Raw genomic sequence first — 16534 nt, 5'->3', positions numbered from 1 at the left:
ATGATTTTCAGACCACAGGGACCGGCATGGCCAGCAGCAAAACCGACGGCAGCGACAGCGAATGGTGGCGCGGCGCGGTGATCTACCAGATCTACCCGCGCAGCTTCATGGACAGCAACGGCGACGGCATCGGCGACCTGCCGGGCATCACGTCCCGGCTGGAGCACGTGGCCGGCCTCGGCGTCGATGCCATCTGGGTCTCGCCCTTCTTCCGCTCGCCGATGAAGGACTTCGGCTACGACGTGTCCGACTACCGCGCGGTCGATCCGCTCTTCGGCACGCTGGCCGACTTCGACGCCATGCTGGCGCGGATGCACGCGCTGGGCCTGAAGCTCATCATCGACCAGGTGCTCTCGCACACCTCCGACCAGCACGCCTGGTTCGCCGAAAGCCGCAGCTCCCGCGACAACCCCAAGGCCGGCTGGTACGTGTGGGCCGACCCGAAGCCCGACGGCACGCCGCCGAACAACTGGCTGTCGGTCTTCGGCGGCCCGGCCTGGCAGTGGGACTCGCGCCGGCGCCAGTACTACCTGCATAGCTTCCTGGCCGAGCAGCCCGACCTGAACTTCCACTGCGCCGAGGTGCAGCAGGCGCTGCTGGGCGAGGTGCGCTTCTGGTGCGAGCGGGGGGTGGACGGCTTCCGCTTCGACGCCTGCAACCACCAGTTCCACGACGCGCTGCTGCGCGACAACCCGCCGGCCTCGCTGGCCTCCATCGGCGAGGTCAGCACGGTGCGCGCCGACAACCCGTACGCGATGCAGCAGCACCTGTACGACAAGAGCCAGCACGAGAACCTGGCGTTCCTCGAAGGGCTGCGCCGGCTGCTCGACGAGTACGGCGCAGTGGCGCTGGGCGAGGTCGGCGACGAGAACGCGCCGCCGGTCATGGCCCAGTACACCGAACTCGGCAAGCGCCTGCACCTGGCCTACAGCTTCAGCCTCCTGACGGCCGACCACAGCCCCGCGCACCTGCGCCACCAGGTCGAGGCGCTCGACAGCGCGCTCGCGCCCACCGGCGGCTGGGGCTGCTGGGCAGTGTCGAACCACGACGTGCCGCGCGTCGCCACCCGCTGGAGCGGCGGCGGCGCGCCCGACACGCGCCGCGACCGGCTCTGGCTCGCACTGCTGCTCTCGCTGCGCGGCAGCGCCAGCATCTACCAGGGCGAGGAACTGGGCCTGCCCGAGGCCGAGGTGCCTTTCCAGCTGCTGCAGGACCCGTACGGCCGAGCCTTCTGGCCCGAGTTCAAGGGCCGCGACGGCTGCCGCACGCCGATGCCCTGGACCGGCGAGGCGCCCAACGGCGGCTTCACCACCGGCACCCCCTGGCTGCCGGCATACGGCCCGCACCTGCTGCTGGCCATCGAACGCCAGGCCGCCGACCCCGATTCGATGCTCGCCTTCAGCCGCACCCTGCTGCACTGGCGGCGCACCCAGCCGCTGCTGCGCACCGGCGGCATCCGCTTCTTCGACACGCAGGAGCCGCGGCTGCTGCACTTCGAGCGGTACGGCGACGGCGCTTCGCCGCTGCAGGCGATCTTCAACTTCGGCGGCGAGCCCGTGTCGATGCCGCTGCCGGACGGACTGACACCTCTTGTCGGACAGCCGCTGGCGGCGACCTCCGTCATCCACACCTCCGACGGAAAGCGCATGCTGCAAATGGCGCCGTACGGCGTCTTCTTCGGCGCGTCCGCCGGGGAAGGATGAAGCCGAGCCCGATCACCATGCCCTTGAAGCCGCTGCCAGAGTCCGAAATCCACGCGCTGATGCGCGCGGAGCATGGCGATGCCTTCGCCGTGCTCGGCCCGCACGAGACGCCCGAGGGCCTGGTCGTGCGCGCGCTGCTGCCCGGCGCCCAGCATGTGGCGGTGGTGCATTCGCGCACCGGCTGGCCGCTGTCGATACTCACGCGCCACCCGGAGTCCGATTTGTTCAGCGGCCTCGTTCCGGCCGCCGAGGCGCGCATGGGCTATTCCTTCCAGGTCGACTGGGATACGCACACCTCGCGGCTCGAAGACCCCTACCGCTTTCCGTTCGTGCTCGGCGAGACCGACGTGTGGCTGCTGGCCGAGGGCACGCACCTGCGGCCGTGGGAGCGGCTGGGCGCGCACCTGCGCGAGATGGACGGCGTGAAGGGCGTGGCCTTCGCGGTCTGGGCGCCGAATGCGAAGCGCGTGTCGGTAGTCGGCAGCTTCAACAACTGGGACGGCCGGCGCCACATGATGCGGCTGCGCCGCGAGTGCGGCGTGTGGGAGATCTTCGCGCCGCACGTGTCCGTGGGCGACAGCTACGAGTTCGAGATCCTGTCGGCGCAAGGCGAGGTGCTGCGCAAGGCCGACCCATTCGCCTTCTCCGCGCAGCTGCGCCCCGACACCGCCTGCGTGGTGCAGCCCCTGCCCGCGCCGGTGAAGATGCCCGAAGGCCGCGCCGCCGCCAATGGCCGCGACGCGCCCATCAGCATCTATGAAGTGCACCTGGGCTCGTGGCGCCGCAAGAACGGCCACGAGTGGCTGGACTACCGCGAGCTGGCCGACACGCTGGTGCCGTACGCGCGCGACATGGGCTTCACGCACATCGAGCTGCTGCCCGTGAGCGAGCACCCCTTCGACGGCTCGTGGGGCTACCAGCCCATCGGCCTCTATGCGCCAACCTCCCGCTTCGGCACGCCGGGCGACTTCCGCCATTTCGTCGAAGCCGCGCATGCGGCCGGGCTGGGCGTGATCCTGGACTGGGTGCCCGCACACTTCCCGACCGATTCGCACGGCCTGGGCCGCTTCGACGGCACCGCACTTTATGAGTACGCCGACCCGCGCGAAGGCTTCCACAACGACTGGCAGACGCTGATCTTCAACTACGCGCGCACGGAAGTCCGCAACTACCTCGTCGGCAACGCGCTGTACTGGCTGGAGCGCTACGGCGTCGACGGCCTGCGCGTCGACGCCGTGGCTTCCATGCTCTACCGCGACTACAGCCGCAAGTCGGGCGAGTGGATTCCCAACGCACTGGGCGGCCGAGAGAACCTGGAAGCCATCGAATTCCTGCGCCGCATGAACCGCGTGGTCGGCGTCGAGCGGCCCGGCACGGTGACCATCGCCGAGGAGTCGACCAGCTTTCCCGGCGTGACCCGCCCGCCCGAGGACGGCGGCCTGGGCTTCCACTACAAGTGGAACATGGGCTGGATGAACGACACCCTGACGTATGCCGGCACCGACCCGGTCTATCGCAAGCACCATCACCGGCAGATCACTTTCGGCCTGATGTACGCGCACAGCGAGAACTTCGTGCTGCCGCTGTCGCACGACGAAGTTGTGCACGGCAAGGGGTCGATGATCGGGCGCATGCCCGGCGACGAATGGCAGAAGTTCGCGGGCTTGCGCAACCTGTATGGGTACCTCTGGGCTTATCCGGGGAAGAAGCTGCTCTTCATGGGTGGGGAGTTTGCGCAGTACGCGGAGTGGAATGCGGATCGCAGCCTGGACTGGCATCTGCTGGAGCATGCGTCGCACCAGGGGGTGCGGAGGCTGGTGCGGGATCTGAACAATGTTTATCGGCACTTTCCGGCGCTGCATGAGCTCGATCATGAGGCTCGGGGGTTCGAGTGGGTCGTGCATGACGACTCGGATCAGTCGGTGTTTGCGTTCGTGCGGCGGGCTCGCGATGGGGCCTTTGTTGTCGTGGTCTGCAACTTCACGCCTGTGCCTCGGATGGGGTATCGCTTGGGGGTTCCTTCTGCCGGTTCCTATCGGGAGGTCATCAATACCGATGGGGTTGTTTATGGGGGGAGTGGTGTGGGGAACGGGGTGGTTGACAGCTCTCCTGTTGCCTGGCATGGGAAGGCGGATTCGATTTCGATCGATGTGCCTCCGTTGGGTACCTTGATGTGGGTGCTGGTTTGATGACTTGGGTGGGTTGCTTTCCGGGGCCGGGTCTCGGCCCGGCGGCCGACTCACTTTCTTTTGCTTCGCCAAAAGAAAGTAAGCAAAGAAAAGGCGACCCTACTGTCCGCGTCCCTCCGCTTCGCTACGGGCAACCTGCGGTGCTCGACGTAGGAGGGGGTCCGCAGAACTCGCTCCACTTCGTTACGCTCAAACAGCTGCGGCCCTTATCCCTCCTACGTCTGCGCTCCTCGGCGCAGCCAGAAGGGAGTTGGGGACCAAACAGGCCATCGCTGCGCTCGGCCCTTGAACAGCACGGACTGGCCTTCGCTTCGCTCGGCCACGCATCGAACCCCTGCGGCTTCACCAAACTTGACGATCCGTTCCAAGCACAGCAGGCGCGAAGCGCCTGCTGTGCCTTGGGGGCCGAGCAACGCGATGGCCCGGGCATCTCCCCTCCCCTCTGGCTGCGCCGAGGAGCGCAGCGTTTCGCGGATCAGGGCTCGCAGCTGTCTGAGCGAAGCGAGTTCTGCGAGACCCCGCGAAACGCGAGCACCGCAGGTTGCCCCTTCGCAAAGCGAAGGGGTCGCAGACAGTGGGGTCGCCTTTTCTTTGCCTACTTTCTTTTGGCGAAGCAAAAGAAAGTAGGTCGCCCGCCGGGGCGAGTCCCGGCCTCGGGAAGCAAACTCCCAGAGGAGCCAACAGCATGCTGAGCCCAGGCAAGCCCTACCCCTTAGGCGCAACCGCGTCGCAACAAGGCGTCAACTTCGCTCTCGCAGCTCCGACGGCAGAAGCCGTAGACCTGTGCATCTTCGACACCACAGGCAACAACGAACAACAACGCCTGAGCCTGAAAGAACAAACAGACGGCATCTGGCACGCCCACCTCCCCAGCGGCAAGCCAGGCCTCGTCTACGCCTACCGCGTCCACGGCCCCTGGAATCCGAAAACAGGCCACCGCTTCAACCCATCGAAGCTACTCCTCGACCCCTACGCCCGCGAAATCACAGGCACCTACGACGGCAGCGACCTCTTCCTCGGCCACGACCCCGCGAACCCGGAAAAAAGAGACCCTCGAGACAACGCAGCAGTCGCACTCAAGGCCCGGGTAGCAACCCCTCTGGCCCCGGCAGCAACAGCAGGCCACGCCCGCATCGCACCAGGCGACCGCGTCCTCTACGAACTCCACGTCAAGGGCCAGACCAAGCTCAACCCCGCGGTCCCCGCACCGCTGCGCGGCACCTACGCCGGCCTCGCCGAGCCCGCCGTGCTCGACCACCTCCAGCGCCTGGGCGTCACCACCCTGAGCCTCATGCCCGTGCAGCACCGTGCCGACGAGCCCCGCCTGCTGCGCATGGGCCTGAGCAACTACTGGGGCTACAACACCATCGGCTGGTTCGCTCCGGAGGCCCGCTACTGGAGCGGCCGCCCCGCCACCACGCCCGCCAGCGAGTTCCGCGCGATGGCCGACGCGATCCACGCGCGCGGCATGGAGCTGGTGATCGACGTGGTCTACAACCACAGCGCCGAGAGCGACGAGCTCGGCCCGACGCTGTCGATGCGCGGCATCGACAACGCGCTCTACTACCACCTGCGCACCGACGACCGCTCGCTCTACGAGAACTGGGCCGGCACCGGCAACTGCCTGAACCTCGGCGAGCCGCGCGTGTTGCAGCTGGTGATGGACAGCCTGCGCTTCTGGGCCTGCGAGATGGGCGTCGACGGGTTCCGCTTCGATCTGGCGCCGGTGCTCGGGCGCGCCGACGCGCAGCGCGGCTTCGACCCACGCGCGCCCTTCTTCGCCGCGATCGCGCAGGACCCGGTGCTCTCGCGCACGCTGCTCATCGCCGAGCCCTGGGACATCGGCCCCGGCGGCTACCGTCTCGGCGAGTTCCCGCCCGGCTGGCTCGAATGGAACGACCGCTATCGCGACACGCAGCGCGGCTTCTGGCTGAGGCAGGGCCACGACGACAAGGCCGGCCTTGGCGATTTCGCCCATCGCTTCGCGGCCTCCAGCACCGAGTTCGCACACCGGGGCCGGGCGCCGACGGCGAGCGTCAACTTCATCACCGCGCACGACGGCTTCACGCTGCGCGACCTGGTGAGCTACGACGAGCGCCACAACCTCGCCAACGGCGAGAACAACCGCGATGGCCACGGCCACAACCTCAGCAACAACTGCGGCGCGGAAGGGCCGAGCGACGACCCTGCCGTGCTGGCCCTGCGCACCCGGCTGCAGCGCGCGCTGCTCGCCACGCTGATGCTGTCCCAGGGCACGCCGATGCTGCTGGCCGGCGACGAGCTCGGCCATAGCCAGCAGGGCAACAACAACGCCTACTGCCAGGACAACGACACCACCTGGCTTGCATGGATCGGCACCTCCGCCCCCGGAAGCGACGCGGCGCGCCTGGGCGCCTTCATCGCGCGCCTCGCCGCGCTGCGCCGCGAGGCCCCTGCACTGCGCAGCACGCGCTGGTGGCCGGCCGAACCAGTGCCCGGCGACTCGTCGTCCCCCGGCATCCGCTGGCTGCGCCCCGACGGCGAGCCGATGACGCCCGCCGACTGGAACGACACGGGCACGGCCCTTGCAATCCACTTTGGGCATGGGACAACGGCAAAGGAAGGCGACGGGAGCAGTTCATGGCTGGTGATGGTGAACGCGGGAGCGCAGGCCGTGTCGTTCACGCTGCCGCCGGGCGCGTGGCTCCTCTGCCTGAGCACCGATCCGGAGGCCGACACAGGCGACGGCCCTCGGGCGCTGGAAGGCACTGCACAAGTGCCGTTTTCGAGCATCGGGATTGCAAGAACGTAGAAGCCAGCCGCCCGGCGCGGTGCTAGTCTCGATGCAGAAACTCTGACGGCGTATTCCAGCCAGGCGAACGACCAACAAGACGGAGACTCAGGATGGACAACCCCACACCGCAAGCGCAGCTGCCGCAGCACGAGCTGCAGGCCCATCAACTGGTACGCCGCACCATCGCCCTGGTGCTGGCCGGCGGACGCGGCTCCCGCCTCAAGCAGCTGACCGACCGGCGCGCCAAGCCGGCCGTGTACTTCGGCGGCAAGTTCCGCATCATCGATTTCGCGCTGTCGAACTGCCTGAACTCCGGCATCCGGCGCATGGCGGTGGTCACGCAGTACAAGTCGCACTCGCTCATGCGCCACCTGCAGCGCGGCTGGAGCTTCCTGCGCGCGGAACTCAACGAGATGGTCGACGTGCTGCCCGCCCAGCAGCGCATGGGCGACGAGCACTGGTACCGCGGCACGGCCGACGCGGTGTTCCAGAACCTGGACATCATCCAGACCCGTTCGACCAAGCACGACTACGTGGTGGTGCTGGCCGGCGACCACATCTACAAGATGGACTACTCGCTGATGGTGAAGGACCATGCCGAGCACGGCCTGGGCTGCACGGTCGGCTGCATCGAGGTGCCGCGCATGGAGGCCACGGCCTTCGGCGTGATGGCAGTGGACGACGGCCGCCAGATCACCGACTTCCTCGAGAAGCCCGCCGACCCGCCCGCCATGCCCGGCAAGCCCGACACGGCGCTGGCGAGCATGGGCATCTACGTGTTCGACTCCGAGTACCTCTACCAGCTGCTCGAGGAAGACAACGCCAACCCGGATTCGAGTCACGACTTCGGCAAGGACATCATTCCCCGCGCCGTGGCCCAGGGCCGGGCGCTGGCCCACCCGTTCGGCATGTCGTGCGTCACGCGGGCCTCGCGCGGGCCGGAGGCCAAGACCTACTGGCGCGACGTGGGCACGATTGATGCATTCTGGGCAGCCAACCTCGACCTGGCCTCCATCACCCCGGAACTCGACATCTATGACACGGACTGGCCCATCTGGACCTACCAGCGGCAACTGCCCCCGGCCAAGTTCGTGCTCGACCGCAACGGCCACCACGGCATGACGGTCAACACCATCGTCTCGGGCGGCTGCATCGTCTCGGGCTCCAAGGTAAGCAGCTCGGTGCTGTTCTCGGGCGTGCGCGTGCATTCCTTCTGCGAGATCAACGAGGCCGTGCTGCTGCCCGACGTGGAAGTCGGCCGCGGCGCGCGGCTGAACCGCGTGGTGATCGACCGCGCCTGCGTCATCCCCGAGGACATGGTGATCGGCGAAGATGCCGAGGCGGACGCCGCGCGCTTCGAGCGCACCGAGAACGGCGTCGTGCTCGTCACCCGCGAGATGCTGAAACGGCTGACCCCGGCCTGATCCACCCCACGATGCGAATCCTCCAGGTCAGCGCAGAACTCTTTCCCCTCCTCAAGACCGGCGGACTGGCGGACATCGCCGGCGCACTTCCCCTGGCGCTCATGGCGGCCGGGCAGGACGCGCGCGTGCTGCTGCCGGGTTTTCCGGCCATCGTGGCCGGCGTGCGCGACCTCGCGCCCGTGGCCGGCTTCGACGCACCATGGGGCGAGCGCTTCGGGTTGCGGCTGGGACACATCGACATCGAGGGTGCGCCGGGCATCCCGGCCTACGTGATCGACGCGCCGGCGCTGTACGACCGGCCCGGCAACCCCTACGAAGACAGCTCGCGCCAGCCCTACGGCGACAACCACCGCCGCTTCGCCTTGCTTGGCTGGGCCGCGGCGCGGCTGGCGCAGGGGCTGGACCCGGCATGGCAGCCCGAGGTGGTGCACGCGCACGACTGGCATGCCGCGCTCGCGCCTGCCTACCTGCATTTCGCGCGGCAGTCCGGCGCCCCGCACGTGGGCAGCGTCTTCACCGTGCACAACCTGGCCTACCAGGGCATCTTCGCGCCCTGGCACTTCACGGATCTGAGCCTGCCGGGCGCCGCGTTCCAGATGAACGGCCTCGAGTACCACGGACAGGTCTCGTTCATGAAGGGCGGCCTGTGCTTCGCCGACCGGCTCACCACCGTCAGCCCCACTTACGCGCTGGAGATCCAGACGCCCGAGCAGGGCTGCGGGCTCGACGGCCTCTTGCGCCAGCGCAGCGCGGTGCTGAGCGGCATCCTCAACGCGGTCGACGACCAGGTCTGGAACCCGGCCGGCGACAGTGCGCTGGTGCAGGGCTATCACACGCCCGAAGGCCGCCACATGGCGGGCAAGGCGCGCTGCAAGTCGGTGCTGCAGCACCAGCTGGGGCTGGCCGAACGGCCGGATGCGCCGCTCTTCATCGTCGTGAGCCGCCTCACCGAGCAGAAGGGCCTGCACCTGGTGCTCGGCGGGCTCGACGCGCTGCTCGCCCAGGGCGGCCAGCTCGCGCTGCTGGGCAGCGGCGAAGCCTGGCTGGAGGAAGCCTTCCGCCAGCGCGCGGCGGCCGCGCCGCAGTCGGTGGCCGTGACCATCGGCTACAACGAGACGCTGGCCCACCAGCTCTTCGGCGCCGGCGACGTGACGCTGGTGCCCTCGCTCTTCGAGCCCTGCGGCCTCACCCAGATGTACGGCCTCAAGTACGGCAGCCTGCCGCTGGTGCGCCGCGTCGGCGGGCTGGCCGACACGGTGGTCGACAGCTCGCTGGAAGACCTGGCCAGCGGCGAGGCCACCGGCTTCGTGTTCGACCGCTTCGAGGCCGCCGACTACGAACGCGCGCTGCGCCGCGCCTTCGCGCTCTACGAGCGCGCGCCCGACTGGCGCCGCGTGCGCGGCAACGCCATGCGCCGGCCGGCCGACTGGGCTACCGCGGCCGCGCAGTACATCGACGTGTACCGGCAAAGCCTGAAATAGACAACCCTCTTCCGGGAGCGCCCCATGACGATCAAGGACTTCGCATACGACCACCCCGACCGCGACGTCGCGGCCTTCAAGCGCGCCGTGGCCAACAAGCTGATCTACGCGGTCGGCAAGGACCCTGTCGCCGCCAGCCAGGACGACTGGCTCAACGCCACCTCGCAGGCCGTGCGCGACCAGCTGGTCGAGCGCTGGATGATGACCACGCGTGCCAACTACGCGCAGGACCTGAAGCGCGTTTATTACCTGTCGATGGAGTTCCTGATCGGGCGCACCTTCACCAACGCGCTGCTGGCGGTGGACCTCTACGACACGGTGCGCGAGGCGCTGGCCGACTTCGGCGTGGACATGGCGGCGCTGTCCGAGCGCGAGCCCGACGCGGCGCTGGGCAACGGCGGCCTGGGCCGGCTGGCGGCCTGCTTTCTCGACTCGATGGCCACGCTGGGCGTACCGGGCATGGGCTACGGCATCCGCTACGAGTACGGCATGTTCCGCCAGCGCATCGTCGACGGCCAGCAGGTGGAGACGCCCGACTACTGGCTCACGCGCGGCAACCCATGGGAGTTCCAGCGGCCCGAGGTGAACTACCGCGTGCGCTTCGGCGGCCATGTGCAGAAGCGCGAGGGAGCCGGTGTGCCCAGCGGCGCGGCCGACTGGGTCGACACACACGACGTGCTCGCCGTGGCCTACGACACCATCATCCCGGGCTACGGCACGCAGGCCACCAACACGCTGCGGCTGTGGTCGGCGCGCGCCACCGAGGAGATCGACCTCTCGGCCTTCAACCGCGGCAACTACATGCAGGCGGTGGAGAGCAAGAACCACTCGGAGAACGTCTCGCGCGTGCTCTACCCCGACGACTCCACGCCCTCCGGCCGCGAGCTGCGGTTGCACCAGGAGTACTTCTTCTGCAGTGCGAGCGTGCAGGATCTGCTGCGCCGCTACCTGCGCAACCACAAGACATTCGACCAGCTCTCCGAGAAGGTCAGCATCCACCTGAACGACACGCACCCGGTGCTGGCGGTGCCCGAGCTCATGCGCCTGCTGCTCGACGAGCACGGGCTCTCATGGGACGTGGCCTGGGCGCACACGCAGAAGGTGTTCAGCTACACCAACCACACGCTGATGCACGAGGCGCTGGAGACCTGGCCGGTGGAAATGCTCGGGCGCATCCTGCCGCGGCACCTGCAGATCATCTACGACATCAACGCGAAGTTCCTCGCCACGGTGACGCAGAAGGTGGGCAACGACGTGGAGCTGATGCGCCGCCTCTCGCTGGTCGACGAGACCGGCGAGCGCCGCGTGCGCATGGCCTACGTGGCGGTGCTCGCGAGCCACTCGGTCAACGGCGTGTCGGGGCTGCACTCGGAGCTGATGAAGCAGTCGATCTTCTCGGACTTCGCGAAGATCTTTCCCGAGCGCTTCAACAACAAGACCAACGGCGTCACTCCTCGGCGCTGGCTGGCGCAGGCCAACCCGCCGCTGGCGGCGCTGCTCGACCAGCGCATCGGCAAGGGCTGGCGGCGCGACCTCTCGCAGCTGGAGGCGCTCAGGCCCATGGCCGCGCAGCCGGCCTTCGTGCGCGCCTTCCGCCATGCCAAGCGCGAGAACAAGCTGCGGCTGGCCAACTGGGTGGAGCAGCACCTGAAGATCGACATCGACACCGACGCGATGTTCGACGTGCAGGTCAAGCGCATCCACGAATACAAGCGGCAACTGCTCAACGTGCTGCACGTGGTGACGCGCTACCACCGCATCCTCGACGCACAGGCCGCTGGCACGCCGCTGGACATGATGCCGCGCGTGGTGGTGTTCGCGGGCAAGGCGGCGTCGGCGTACGCGATGGCCAAGCTGGTGATCCGGCTCATCAACGACGTGGCGGCCACCATCAACGCCGACGCGCGCGTGGGCAAGCTGCTGAAGGTGGTGTTCCTGCCGAACTACAGCGTGAGCCTGGCGGAGATCATCATGCCGGCGGCCGACCTGTCGGAGCAGATCTCCACGGCGGGCACGGAAGCCTCGGGCACCGGCAACATGAAGTTCGCGCTCAACGGCGCGCTCACCATCGGCACGCTGGACGGCGCGAACGTCGAGATGCGCGAGAGCGTGGGGCCCGAGAACATCTTCATCTTCGGCAACACCACGCCCGAGGTGGCCGACATCCGTGCCCGGGGCTACCAGCCGCGCGAGATCTACGAAGGCAATGCCGAACTCAAGCGCGTGCTAGACGCGATCCGCGACGGCGCCTTCTCGCCGGGCGAGCCCTCGCGCTACCAGGGCATCTACGACGCATTGGTGAACTGGGGCGACCACTACCTGCTGCTGGCCGACTACGCGAGCTACGTGGCGAAGCAGGCGGAAGTCGACGCGCTGTATCGCGACTCGGACGCGTGGACGCGGATGGCGATCCTCAACGTGGCGGGGATGGGGGTGTTCTCGTCGGATCGCACGATCGCGCAGTATGCGCACGAGATCTGGCACACCAAGCCAGTGGTGCTGGGCTGACCCGGCCCGGCTACAGGGGCTAGCTGCCGGGCTTCTTCGCCGGCTCGGCCTCGGTCACGAAGCCGATGCGGCTCAGCCCCGCCTTGTTCGCGATGCCCATGAGCGCGACCACCTTGCCGTAGGGCACGGTCTGGTCGGCACGCAGCTGCACCTCGGTGTCCTTGCTGTCCGCGGCAGCCTTTTCGAGCTGCTGCGCCAGTTCCTCGTCGGTCACGGCCTTGTCGTTGAGGAAGACCTTGCCCGAGGCGTCGACCGAAAGGCTCACGAACTTCGGCGCGTCGTTGGGCTGGCCGGCGTCGGTCTGCGGCAGGTCGAGCTTGATCGAGCTGGCCATCAGCGGCGCTGTGATGATGAAGATCACCAGCAGCACCAGCATCACGTCGACCAGCGGCGTGACGTTGATGTCGGACAGCGGCCGCTGCGCCCCGCCACCCATGGCGCGCCCGCCGCCGCCGGCAGCGCTGCCCAGTGATGTGCGACCGAAGGCCATGGCGGTGTTGTGCCTCTCGGTATGTGGCTAGACCGGCATCGGCCGCGCGGGCGGCGGCGCGGCGGATGCCGGCGAGGCGCCGAAGCTGCCCAGCAGGTCGTGCGCGAAGCCTTCGAGCTCGGCTTCGATGCGGCCGATGACGCGGCCGAAGACGTTGTAGGCCAGCACGGCCGGAATGGCCACCGCCAGGCCGAAGGCCGTCATGATGAGCGCCTCGCCGACCGGGCCGGCCACCTTGTCGATGGTGAAGCCGCCGGTCTGGCCGGCGATGCCCGTCAGCGCGCCGTAGATGCCCCAGACCGTGCCCAGCAGCCCGACGAAGGGCGCGGTGGCGCCAACGGTGGCCAGCAGGATCTGCCCCGCCTGCAGCCGCCGCAGGGCGCCATGCAGGGCGTCGCGCAGCACGCGCGTGAGGCGCTGGTTGCGGTCGACCGTGGCGCCCAGCGTGCCGGCCGGCTCGCCCGCGCCCACGCTGCGGATGGCCGAGACAGCGGGCGACACGAGCGTCGCCCGGTCGAAGGCCCTGAGCTTCTGCTCGGCATCGGCCAGCGTGGACGACTGCCAGAACGCCGCGATGCTGCGCAGCACGTCGCGCGTGCCGCCGCGCAGCAGCCATGCCTTCCAGAGGATGATGACCCAGCTCGCGATCGACATCGCGAGCAGCAGCGCGGCCACCGAACGGCTGACACCGTCACCGTGGGCCAGCAGTTCGAGCACGCTCATCGGCGGTCCTTCTTCGTCGCTCGGTCAGCGAAGGCCGAGCACGTCGTACATGTCGAACAGGCCCGCGCGCTGCCCGGCCAGGAAGCGCACCGCGCGCAGGCTGCCCTGGGCGTAGGTGACGCGGCTGGACGACTTGTGGGTGATCTCGATGCGCTCGCCAGTGCCGGCGAACAGCACGGTGTGGTCGCCCACGATGTCGCCGCCGCGGATGGCCGAGAAGCCGATGGTGGACGGGTCGCGCTCGCCGGTGATGCCTTCGCGGGCGTAGACGGCGCAGTCCTTGAGGTCGCGGCCCAGCGCGTCGGCGATGACCTCGCCCATCTTGAGCGCGGTGCCCGAGGGTGCATCGACCTTGTGGCGGTGGTGCGCCTCGATGATCTCGATGTCGTAGCCGGTCGCCATGGCCTTGGCCGCCATTTCGAGCAGCTTGAAGGTGACGTTGACGCCCACGCTCATGTTGGGCGCCATCATGATCGCGATGTCCTTGGCGATCTCGGCGATCTCGGCCTTCTGCGCGTCGCTGAAGCCGGTGGTGCCGATCACGGCCTGCACGCCCAGCTCGCGGCAGACCGCGAGGTGCGCCAGCGTGCCCTCGGGCCGGGTGAAGTCGATGAGCACCTGCGCGTCCTTCAGGCCTGCGCGCAGGTCGGACACGATGGACACGCCGCTGTCGAAACCCAGGAAGGCGCCGGCATCGGAGCCCAGGGCCGGGCTGCCGACGATGTCGAGGGCGCCGGCCAGGCGCAGGTCGGGCGCATTGCGCACGGCCTCGATCAGCATGTGGCCCATGCGGCCCGAAGCCCCGGCGATGGCAACGCGGCGCGGCGCGGAGGCGGAATTGGCGGAGGAAGTGGAGGTGGAGGTGGATTCGGTCACGCGGATTCAGTCAGTCTTCGAGGTTTTCGAAACGGCCCGAGGCGGTCAGGAACGGCCGGGAACATGGATCGACACGAAAAGGACGGCCGCCTGGCCTCTCGGCTCGGCGGCCTCCCCGTTGCCGCCGATGCTCCAGCGAGCGCTCAGCGCGCGGCTTCGAGCGGGGGGTAGGCGGCCGGCAGCGGCGGCAGGGAGGCCGACGGCGAGGCCTTGTCGGCATCGGCCTTTTTGTCGCCGTCCTTGGGCGCGTATTTCTTGAGCTCGTCTTCCGAGGCCTCGAGCGTGGGCACCTTGCCGGATTTCTTGCGGGTGTCGAGCGTGGCGACGAATTCTTCCTCGCTGGGCATCTCGTCGCCCTCGAAGCGGTCGAGCAACTCGCCGTTGAAGAACACCGTGAGGTGGCGTTCCTGCGGGTCGACGCCCTGGCGGCGGATGGTGAAGACGTAGTCCCAGCGGTTGGAATGGAAGACGTCGTTCAGCAGCGAGGTTCCGAGGATTTCACGCACCTGCTGGCGGGACATGCCCGGCTTGAGCGCCGCAACCTGTTCCTTCGACACGAAATTGCCCTGGACCACCTCGACTTTGTAGGGAGTTACGGCGGCCAGCGCACCACGCGTGCGCTCGGTGAAACCGCTGCAGGCACCGAGGGCGAGCGTTGCCGCGACGGCGGCAGCCAGCAGCCAGGGCCGGCGTTGGAAGATGGCAGGCATGGGAGGAAAAGGGGGTAGCGATATGATCGGCCATTGTAGCGGCTGGCCTTTTCGGGGCCTTTCGCCGCGGCCCCGCCAGGGGCGCAGGAACCAACATGGCCAACATCGACGAACTCAAGAATACCGGCCTCAAGGCCACCCTGCCGCGCCTGAAGATCCTGGAGATCTTCCAGACCGGCGCCCAGCGGCACATGACGGCGGAAGACGTGTTCCGCGTGCTGCTCAACGAGCACTCCGACATCGGTCTGGCCACGGTCTACCGGGTGCTCACCCAGTTCGAGCAGGCCGGCATCCTGGAACGCAGCCACTTCGAAAGCGGCAAGGCCGTCTACGAGTTGAACGAAGGCACCCACCACGACCACCTGATCTGCACCTCCTGCGGCAAGGTCGAGGAGTTCTACGACGCCGAGATCGAGCGCCGCCAGCAGATGATTGCCAAGGACAAGGGCTGGATCCTGCAGGACCACGCCATGTCGCTCTACGGCTTGTGCGGAGACTGCGCGAAGAAGCGTTGACCCCCCGGCTTCTCACATCGCTTCGCTGCGTGTAACTCCCCCCCGAGGGGGAGGCGCGGCCCGCCTTGAGGCGGCCCGGCGGCGGCCGCACTCTGCGATCAATCAATCGCCGTCGCGGGAGTTCTCCATCGCCTTGTGGTGCCGCGCCACGAAATCGGCGTACGTGTCGATGCCGCGCAGCTGCAGGATCGAATTGCGCACCGCGGCCTCCACCAGCACGGCGATGTTGCGCCCAGCCACCACCTGGATGATGACCTTGCGCACTGGAATGCCCAGCACGTCCTGCGTGAGCGGCGCCGAGGGCATGCGCTCGTAGTCGCGCTCGAAGCTGTCGCGCCGCACCAGGTGCACGATCAGCTTGAGCCGCATCTTCCGGCGCACCGCCGTCTCGCCGAAGATGGCGCGGATGTCCAGCAGGCCGATGCCGCGCACTTCGAGCAGGTTCAGCAGCAGGTCGGGACAGCGGCCCTCGATGGTGTTCTGGTTGATGCGGTAGAGGTCGACCGCGTCGTCGGCCACCAGGCCGTTTCCGCGCGAGATCAGTTCCAGCCCCAGTTCGCTCTTGCCCAGACCCGACTCGCCCGTGATCATCACTCCCATGCCCAGGATGTCCATGAACACGCCATGCATCGAGGTGCGCTCGGCGAAGTGCTTGGACAGGTAGGCGCGCAGCAGGTCGATCACGAAGGCCGACGACTCGCGCGTGGCAAAGAGCGGCAGCTGGGCGCGCTCGCAGATCGACAGCAGCTCGTCGGGCGCGGCCTGGCCGTCGGCCAGCACCAGCATCGGCGGCTCCAGCGTGACGATGCGGGCGATGCGCCGGGCGCAGTCTTCCTCGCTGCCGCGCGTCAGGTAGGCGACCTCGCGGGCGCCGAGGATCTGCACGCGGTACGGGTGGATGTAGTTGAGGTAGCCGACGAGGTCCGCCGCCGACTGCGCGCGGCTGATGACCTCCGCATCGAACTGACGCTCCGATGCCCCCAGCCCCGCCAGCCATTCCCAGCGGAGCGAGCCACGGAACTCCTCGAACATGGCATCGGCGCTGATGACGGTCGGCTTCATGCGTTCAGGAGACGGCGCGCGGGCGCCGGCTTTGCGTTGGAATGAGGGAAGAAGAAGCCGCGCAGCTTATCAGCAGCCGC

General features: G+C 68.3%; 12 protein-coding genes. 7 read left to right on the top strand and 5 right to left on the bottom strand.

The genetic code is table 11. From position 1 onward, the window contains the following. Window positions 1-26: 26 nt before the first annotated feature. The 6 genes from ABL838_RS02730 (at window position 27) to ABL838_RS02705 (ending at window position 12078) form a co-directional block, all read left to right on the top strand. Complete coding sequence (locus ABL838_RS02730) at window positions 27-1703, top strand: alpha-amylase family glycosyl hydrolase (protein ID WP_418124016.1); 1677 nt, start codon at window positions 27-29, stop codon at window positions 1701-1703. Between the two features lie 17 nt (window positions 1704-1720). Then, window positions 1721-3892: a 1,4-alpha-glucan branching protein GlgB gene (gene glgB, locus ABL838_RS02725; protein WP_418124014.1), complete on the top strand. Its 2172-nt coding sequence runs from the start codon at window positions 1721-1723 to the stop codon at window positions 3890-3892. 685 nt (window positions 3893-4577) lie between these two features. Beyond that, on the top strand, window positions 4578-6683 hold the full coding sequence (glgX, locus tag ABL838_RS02720) for a glycogen debranching protein GlgX (RefSeq protein ID WP_418124012.1): 2106 nt from the start codon (window positions 4578-4580) through the stop codon (window positions 6681-6683). A gap of 92 nt (window positions 6684-6775) precedes the next feature. Then, a complete protein-coding gene (glgC, locus tag ABL838_RS02715; RefSeq protein ID WP_126022241.1) occupies window positions 6776-8089 on the top strand; it encodes a glucose-1-phosphate adenylyltransferase in 1314 nt (437 codons plus the stop codon). 11 nt (window positions 8090-8100) lie between these two features. Beyond that, on the top strand, window positions 8101-9570 hold the full coding sequence (gene glgA, locus ABL838_RS02710; protein WP_418124011.1) for a glycogen synthase GlgA: 1470 nt from the start codon (window positions 8101-8103) through the stop codon (window positions 9568-9570). Between the two features lie 24 nt (window positions 9571-9594). Next, the gene (locus tag ABL838_RS02705) at window positions 9595-12078 is read left to right on the top strand and encodes a glycogen/starch/alpha-glucan phosphorylase (protein ID WP_418124010.1); all 2484 of its coding nucleotides are present in this window, start codon (window positions 9595-9597) and stop codon (window positions 12076-12078) included. A 19-nt stretch (window positions 12079-12097) separates the two neighbouring features. On the opposite strand, the gene ABL838_RS02700 is transcribed toward ABL838_RS02705, so the two are convergent. The 4 genes from ABL838_RS02700 to ABL838_RS02685 form a co-directional block, all read right to left on the bottom strand. Then, a complete protein-coding gene (locus ABL838_RS02700; RefSeq protein WP_184640097.1) occupies window positions 12098-12568 on the bottom strand; it encodes an ExbD/TolR family protein in 471 nt (156 codons plus the stop codon). A 27-nt stretch (window positions 12569-12595) separates the two neighbouring features. Beyond that, a complete protein-coding gene (locus ABL838_RS02695; protein WP_418124008.1) occupies window positions 12596-13291 on the bottom strand; it encodes a MotA/TolQ/ExbB proton channel family protein in 696 nt (231 codons plus the stop codon). A 24-nt stretch (window positions 13292-13315) separates the two neighbouring features. After that, complete coding sequence (gene dapB / locus ABL838_RS02690) at window positions 13316-14167, bottom strand: 4-hydroxy-tetrahydrodipicolinate reductase (protein WP_126022246.1); 852 nt, start codon at window positions 14165-14167, stop codon at window positions 13316-13318. 143 nt (window positions 14168-14310) lie between these two features. Next, window positions 14311-14877 (bottom strand): outer membrane protein assembly factor BamE, encoded by a 567-nt coding sequence (locus ABL838_RS02685; RefSeq protein WP_184640104.1) that lies wholly within the window; start codon window positions 14875-14877, stop codon window positions 14311-14313. A gap of 95 nt (window positions 14878-14972) precedes the next feature. On the opposite strand from ABL838_RS02685, the gene fur reads away from it, so the two are divergent. After that, window positions 14973-15392: a ferric iron uptake transcriptional regulator gene (gene fur, locus ABL838_RS02680; protein WP_126022248.1), complete on the top strand. Its 420-nt coding sequence runs from the start codon at window positions 14973-14975 to the stop codon at window positions 15390-15392. Window positions 15393-15494: 102 nt separating this feature from the next. Here fur and hprK read toward each other — a convergent pair whose 3' ends face one another. Then, complete coding sequence (hprK, locus tag ABL838_RS02675; protein WP_019655575.1) at window positions 15495-16454, bottom strand: HPr(Ser) kinase/phosphatase; 960 nt, start codon at window positions 16452-16454, stop codon at window positions 15495-15497. Between the last annotated feature and the right edge of the window lie 80 nt (window positions 16455-16534).

Origin of the sequence: Variovorax sp. 160MFSha2.1 (assembly GCF_048305075.1) — a bacterium.
Lineage (GTDB): Bacteria > Pseudomonadota > Gammaproteobacteria > Burkholderiales > Burkholderiaceae_C > Variovorax > Variovorax guangxiensis.
This window is presented reverse-complemented; position numbering and strand designations above follow the sequence as displayed.